The organism is Caballeronia choica (assembly GCF_001544535.1).
In the GTDB taxonomy this organism is placed as follows: domain Bacteria; phylum Pseudomonadota; class Gammaproteobacteria; order Burkholderiales; family Burkholderiaceae; genus Caballeronia; species Caballeronia choica.
In genome coordinates, this window is record NZ_FCON02000523.1 from 1 (window position 1) to 905 (window position 905).

Consider the following 905-nt stretch of genomic DNA (forward strand, 5'->3'; position numbering starts at 1 on the left):
GTCATGACGCAAATGGATCTGGGCTTGAATTTGTCGACCAAGCGCACGCGCAAGCGCGAATTTCTCGATGAGATGACCCGCGTCGTGCCGTGGCAGAAACTGATCGCGCTCATCGAACCGCACTACCCTAAAGGCAAGATTGGCCGACCGCCGTTTCCGATCGAGACCATGCTGCGAATTCACTTCATGCAACAGTGGTTCAGCCTGTCGGACCCGGCGATGGAGGAAGCGCTGCACGACATTCCGCTGTATCGGCAGTTCGCGCTGCTGGACGCTGGCATGACCCGCCTGCCCGACGAAAGCACGATTTTGCGATTCCGGCACTTGCTCGAAGCGCACCAGTTGTCCGCCAAGATGCTGGCGACGGTCAATGAGATATTGCAAGCGAAGGGCTTGATGCTCAAGGCCGGCTCGGCAGTCGACGCGACACTGATCGCCGCGCCCAGTTCGACCAAGAAGCCGGGCACGCGAGACCCGGAGATGCGCCAGACGCAAAAGGGAGGCAGTTGGTACTTTGGGATGAAGGCGCACATCGGAGTCGATGCTCAGTCGGGCCTGGTACACAGTGTGAAGTGCACGCCGGCAAACGTCCATGACATTACCGTGGCGCATGCGCTGCTGCACGGCGAAGAGCAGATTGCATTTGCCGATGCGGGCTACCAGGGCATCGAGAAGCGAGGCGAAACGGGCGCAGTCGAGTGGCACGTCGCGATGCGACCGAGCAAGCGTCGAAAGTTGGACAAGACGAAGCGGCTCGATAAGATCTACGACAAGATCGAACGGCTGAAAGCGAGCGTGAGAGCGAAGGTGGAGCATCCGTTCCGCGTGCTGAAACGGCAGTTTGGATATATGAAGGCGCGGTACCGCGGCTTGGCGAAGAACACGGCTCAGATCGAAACGCAGTT

The 905-nt window shown here is 59.3% G+C and carries 1 protein-coding gene; it reads left to right on the top strand.

Features of this window, described 5'->3' with window-relative positions; genetic code table 11:
* Positions 1–3 precede the first annotated feature (3 nt).
* The coding region (locus AWB68_RS45475; protein ID WP_087650508.1) for an IS5 family transposase at positions 4–905 on the top strand (902 nt) is incomplete at its 3' end.